6 protein-coding genes and 2 pseudogenes are annotated in these 5370 nt (G+C 70.6%); 3 read left to right on the top strand and 5 right to left on the bottom strand.

The features are described 5' to 3' along the window. Positions 1-431 precede the first annotated feature (431 nt). Positions 432-1583 (top strand): annotated as a pseudogene (locus tag ACFYT4_RS35880) (relaxase domain-containing protein); the annotation flags it as partial. After that, positions 1552-1950 (top strand): hypothetical protein, encoded by a 399-nt coding sequence (locus tag ACFYT4_RS35885; RefSeq protein ID WP_389279035.1) that lies wholly within the window; start codon positions 1552-1554, stop codon positions 1948-1950. The pseudogene ACFYT4_RS35880 and the gene ACFYT4_RS35885, both read left to right, overlap by 32 nt. A gap of 224 nt (positions 1951-2174) precedes the next feature. Here ACFYT4_RS35885 and ACFYT4_RS35890 read toward each other — a convergent pair whose 3' ends face one another. From ACFYT4_RS35890 to ACFYT4_RS35900, 3 genes are all read right to left on the bottom strand, one after another. Next, positions 2175-2786, bottom strand: a complete 612-nt coding sequence (locus ACFYT4_RS35890) for a hypothetical protein (RefSeq protein ID WP_389279038.1) — start codon at positions 2784-2786, stop codon at positions 2175-2177. 179 nt (positions 2787-2965) lie between these two features. Further along, entirely contained in the window at positions 2966-3511 is a 546-nt protein-coding gene (locus tag ACFYT4_RS35895; protein ID WP_389279041.1) for a hypothetical protein, read from the bottom strand. Positions 3512-3694: 183 nt separating this feature from the next. Then, on the bottom strand, positions 3695-3874 hold the full coding sequence (locus tag ACFYT4_RS35900; protein ID WP_389279044.1) for a hypothetical protein: 180 nt from the start codon (positions 3872-3874) through the stop codon (positions 3695-3697). Here ACFYT4_RS35900 and ACFYT4_RS35905 point away from each other — a divergent pair. After that, positions 3857-4372, top strand: coding sequence for a DUF4209 domain-containing protein (locus ACFYT4_RS35905; protein ID WP_389279047.1), 516 nt, complete (start codon positions 3857-3859; stop codon positions 4370-4372). The genes ACFYT4_RS35900 and ACFYT4_RS35905 overlap by 18 nt on opposite strands. 189 nt (positions 4373-4561) lie before the next feature. On the opposite strand, the gene ACFYT4_RS35910 is transcribed toward ACFYT4_RS35905, so the two are convergent. Both ACFYT4_RS35910 and ACFYT4_RS35915 read right to left on the bottom strand, forming a co-directional pair. Then, the gene (locus ACFYT4_RS35910; RefSeq protein ID WP_389279049.1) at positions 4562-4828 is read right to left on the bottom strand and encodes a GlsB/YeaQ/YmgE family stress response membrane protein; all 267 of its coding nucleotides are present in this window, start codon (positions 4826-4828) and stop codon (positions 4562-4564) included. 371 nt (positions 4829-5199) lie between these two features. Next, positions 5200-5370, bottom strand: a pseudogene (locus tag ACFYT4_RS35915) (IS701 family transposase); the annotation flags it as partial.

The following is a 5370-nucleotide window of genomic DNA, read 5'->3' on the forward strand; positions in this document are numbered from 1 at the left end:
TCCGGCGGGTAGTTCTTCATGACCACGAGATGTCCGTTCTCAGATCCTCAGGATCCAGTTTCTCGTGTGTTCAGGATTCGGGGTCAAGGCCCCTCCGGCAGTCCGATCGAACGCAGTGATACAGACGGGACCCGACCCCTGGTTTGTGAACCGCCGTTCCAGGTTCGAAAGCACCTACTGATGCCAGAGAACAGGTCGTCAGCCCTGCCAACGCCGACGGGTGTCAACGGACATGTAGTTCTCCCCAGAGTCAGACGGGCACCCTGGTGTAGACCCCTTGCCCGGTCAGGTTCTACGGCACAGGCGAAACGCATCATCCCGAGGATATGTCACGCTCGTGAGACTGACTGGTATGCCATCACAGTGAGACAGCCTGAAGGCTGCTGGTCAGAAGGCTGGCCTATGCCACGAAGCTCGAGACCCTACAGCGGGGGAACTTGTCAGCGGATTCGATGCTGGAGAACGTCGTCGCGGCCGGCACCCTCTACACCCTCTCGTTCATGGAGGAGGTGTCCGCGCGGCTGGGGTGGGCTTGGGAGCCGCGCGAGGTGACGCCCGGCAGGCGGCCGGTCATGGAGATCGCGGGGATCGATCAGCGGCTTATCGGCTGGCAGTCGACCCGCCGTCAGCAGATCGCGGACGCGCTGCCCGACCTGGTGGCCGGCTACGAGGAGAAGCATGGGCACCTGCCGGGGGAGCGGGCCGCCTACGCGCTGGACCGTCAGGCCGCCGACCGGACACGCCCGCCCAAGCGCAAGATGCTGCGGTCGCTGTCCGAGCTGCGCGACGGCTGGAGGCGTTCGGCGATCCGGGCGTTCGGCGCGTGTGTCGTCTACCGGCTCGCGGAGCGGCCGCGGCGGTGTGGGCGCGAGTCCGCCCGGTGGTCGACATCACGCTGGCCGCCGTCGACACCGTCGCCGTGGTCTACGTGATGCGCGGCGCCTTCGCCCGCCGGCACCTGCTCGCCGAAGCCCGACGCCACCTCGCCGACGCCCTGCGCGGCCGCCCCCACCAGCCCGGCCTGGACGAACAGATCGTGCAGACCGTCGTCGACGACTACACCCGCCCGGCCGACGGATGATGACCGCCGACCTCTGCGCTCTGTACCCGCGCGACACCGAGCACCAGGCCGTGCTGCGCCCGCTGACCCGCAACCGGTCCGCGTCCCCGTAGGAGCGGGCCCGCCTCGCCGCCGACGCACTGAGGGTCCGGGTCCACGCCGTGCGCCGCGCGGACCGCCTGGGATCCCGCACCCGGCCGCGCACCGTCGCCGTGCCCGCTACCCCGAGGCCCCGCCCACGGCTCTCCGATACGGACCGGAAGATGAGCGGCCGTCGGGAGCAGACGACCGACGTCGCCGCTCTGGAGCAGTCCCGCCGTGTGCTGGAGGCCGTAGCCGAGATGGCCGCCAGGCTCCAGGACGGCGTCCGGGAGCGTGCCCTCGCCCATGGCCCCGGCCACAGCCCGCCCCGGCGAAGACCCCGCCGTCGCACACCCAGCAGCCCGACGCCCAGCACACGCCGGGCCGGGCCGGGCCACAGGAGGAGTCGGGTGAGCACCCCGGAAGAACAACCCAGCCTTGACGAAGCCCTTGCCCACGCTCGCGCCGCCGCCAAGAAGATGACCGCCGCGCTCGATGAGGACCAGGACCAGGACCAGGAGCCCGAGCTCGATGAGCCCCTGGGGTGGCAGCCGGTCTGGAAGCGGCCCCGGAAGCCGAAGTCGAAGGCGGCCAAGAAACAGGAGCTGCGCAAGCAACGGCGGCGGCTCCAGGACGCCGGACGGCGCCGCTTCGCCGCCGGGCAGTCGCGCCCGCCCCGGTCCCGGCAGAACCGCATCGGCAACGCGGGTGACCATGCCGGGCATCGTCCACCGAGTGGAGCCCAAGATGCTCGGCATCCAGTGGCGATGCACGACATCGAGTGGACTCCACTCCGGTGCGCCGGATGACGATGGACGCCACCGTGGTGCGCACCGCGATGTCCGCCACCGCACCCGGTGCGCACCATCCGACGATGTCCGGCACGCACATGCGCACCCGATGTCCCGCACCGCACCGGTGCGCCGCGCCGTCGGCCCGCCCCTTGACCAGGTTTCGAAGGGCGCGCGTCCTTCCTGGACCAGGTTCGCTATCCGGCAACTTTCCCCTTGCCAGCGCTGGTCTGGGCTGTCGATCAGGTCGCGGACAAGGGGGTGTGTGATATGGGAGCCTGCCCGGTCGTGGAGCGCGCCCGGCGCGGTGCGGCGGGGCGGTGGCGCGCACCGCGATGGGTGGTGCGGTGTGTCGGTGCGCGCATCACCGATGCCGTCACCGCACCTGGTGCGCACCACCGACATCGGGTGGTGCGCACTACATGACGGTCAGGCGCACTGGGTGCGAGCTGGCCGGTGCGGGGTGCGCATCGAGGGCCTGGCCCACGCCCGACGGCCTCCAGTTGGCGCAGGGTGTCGGCGACGTCCTCGTGTTCCTCGGTGAGGAATTGCGCGGCGAAGTCGATGACCGCGCGGGCGATGCCCTCCGCCGTGTCCGGCCCGGCCTGCGTCCAGATCTGCAGCGAGGTCACGAAGACGCGCCCGAGGGCCTCCAGGGCGAAGGTGTCCTCGCACGGCTCGCTCGCGTCCGGGCCGGGCAGCGCGGTGACCGGGACGACGATCCGCTCGGCGACATCCGTGAGCAGTGCGGGCATCCGCGGTTCGGTGCCGGCGAACTCGCGGGCGGCACCGGTGTCGCCGGCCGCCACGGCCCGGAGGTAGTTGAAGGCGCTGATCGCCGCGTGCGGGGTCATCGGGGCGGGCGGCGTGGTGTCGGGTATGTCGGCTCCTGAACGTACGGCCGCCCCGCTGATCGCGGCGGCCTCGAAAGCCGATGCTCGGGTCGCGGCCCTGTGGACAGAGTTCGCCGCCGGACTGGGGGAGAACTCTCCCCCTTCCGGTTGGGCGTGCGGGAATGAGGCGGGTGGGTGAATCAGGCGGTGGCGCCATGGCGCGTGGCCGCGGCCACGATGTGGTGGCGGGTGATACGGCCGATCTCGTGCCAGAACGGCTTCGCCGTCAGATAGGCCCCCAGCGTGGAGAGAACTCCGAGGGAGACGTCGACGCTGATCCGGCCCTGCTTGGCCCAGTAGACGTCCTGCAGGTCCAGCAGGAGTGCGAACTCGTCGCAGATGAGGGCGGTGCCGCAGCCGTACGCGGCCGCGACGCCGGGGTGTCCCACCGCGCGCTCGTCACCGCGTACGGCGATCAGGCCCACGCCCGCGAGGGTGGCGATGCCGATGTTGTAGTGGTGCAGGTGCTCGCCACCGGCGGAGATGTTGCCCCACGGCAGCCAGCCGCCCCGGATGCCGTGCGTGATGACGCGGACGGTGCCGAAGGTGACCCCAAAGGAGATCCACGTGATCAGCAACGACCGTTGCAGCGGGGTCAGATGCCGGTCCGCCGTCTCACGCCATCTGGTGACGAGCAGAGGGCGGTCCCGGTCCCGGCCTCGGCGGCGTGCTTCGGTGAGTCTCATGGCTGACCGGCCTCCCACGCCGAACCGGCATCCTCGAACGGCGTGAGAGCCGTCCGGACACCGCCACTGGTGTGCGTTGTCGACGTTAGGCGCGGGGCCCCCGTCCCGCATGCCCGCCGCCGCTGGACGGGGCCGCTCGGGTGACGGCGCGCGCCGGCCCGGCCGGCTCGCCGTCGTACGGGTTCAGCCGCGCTCGCTCACGTTCTCGAGGACACCGACGACGCGCGCCCACTGGACGGTCTGCTCCGGATCCCGCGCACGCGCATCAACACCGTCGGCCCCATCCAGGTCGCCCCGCCCGTCGAAGCCGACGACGACCACATCGTCGGACTGCAGGTCCTCGCGATGGACTTCGTCGGGCACCTCGCCGCTGAGCAGCTCGACCGCATCCACGAGCGCTGTGAACCGGACGAGGCCGAGCTGATCGGCGCCCTGGCCCACGAAGCCGTCCTGCCGCCGGCGCGCGCCCGGGTCCTGGCCGATGCCTTCGGGTACTTCTGGCCGGGGGAACTCGACGCGGCGGTGTGCATCGCGCTGCCCCAGGTCGAGCAGATCCTCAGACAGCTCCTGCGCCCCCGAGTCCCGATCGTGTCCGTGGCCAAGGTCCAGTCGCCTGGGACCGTCGACCAGATGGGCGGGCTCATCCGCAGCATGCCGGCCGCCGGGTATCCCCGGGACTGGAGCCGTGCCCTAGAGCTGCTCCTCGTCGACCCCGACCGCGGCATGAACCTGCGCAACGACGTCTGCCACGGTTTGGTCGACACCCCGCCCAAACACCGCGTCGCGCTCATCCTCCAGGCCGCGCTGTATCTGCTCAGCCACGCCCACGGACATCGAACCCCGGCCCCGCCCACCCCCTGAAGGTCCAGCAAGCCGAACCCAGCAGGAGCCGCGGGCGGACACCGCCTTTGACCTGTGCCAGCGAGATGGACCGCCGCAGCTCAGGAACGCAGTGCCCGCCCGCAGCGCGGTCGGCTCAGGATTCGACGCCCCCGGGGAGACGGCTGGCAAAGAATCCGGCTACGGACGGACGCGGAGCGCCGGTCGCGGTCAGCGCGAACGCTGCCCGGTGAAGAGGCGGTACAGCAGAAGCACGATCACCGAGCCGACGATCGCAGCGATCCACGTCGAGAGGTGGAAGAAGCCGTTGATGGAGTGCACGTCGAAGATCACCTTGCCGAGCCAGCCGCCGAGCAGACCGCCGACGATGCCGATGAGCATCGTGACGAGGCAGCCGCCCGGGTCCTTGCCGGGCGTGAGTGCCTTGGCGATGGCGCCCGCGATGAGGCCGATGAGAACCCAGGCGATGATGCCCACGGTGTGCGTCCTTTGCTGTAGGTGTGCTGTGGGGGCCCGACGGGGGTTCCGCCGGGGTTGTCCGCCGGCTGCTCCGCGCGGACGACCGGCGACATACGGATATCCGTTCGGGAGCACTCCACACGGGACCAGGGTCCCGTTCCCTCCGACTGGCGCACCCGGCACCCGACCCGTCGGCCGATCCGGCCGACGGCGGATTCAGCGACTAGTACTGCAACGGTGTTTGTTCTGATTGTTGGGCAGTTTTCAGGGGCTGTGGCCTCGTTGTTTGTAGTGGCTGAGGCGGGCTTGGTGCTGGCGCCTGCGGCGCCAGGTCGACCAGTGCAGGATGTGGTCGGCCGGGGTGGGGCGGCGGTCGGTGAGGCGGGTGATCAGTCGTCGGATCTCGGCGAGGCTGTAGTGGATGAGCTGGGAGGATCCGTTTCTGCTTTCTCCGTGTCCAGCTGGCGGGCCCGCAGGACGGTCAGGCAGGCGTGGGCGGCCATGGCCAGGGTCATGTGGCGGTGCCAGCCGGGGTAGCGGCGGACCTGGTAGTCGTCCAG

It is taken from the genome of Streptomyces sp. NPDC004609 (assembly GCF_042873655.1).
Taxonomy (GTDB): domain Bacteria; phylum Actinomycetota; class Actinomycetes; order Streptomycetales; family Streptomycetaceae; genus Streptomyces.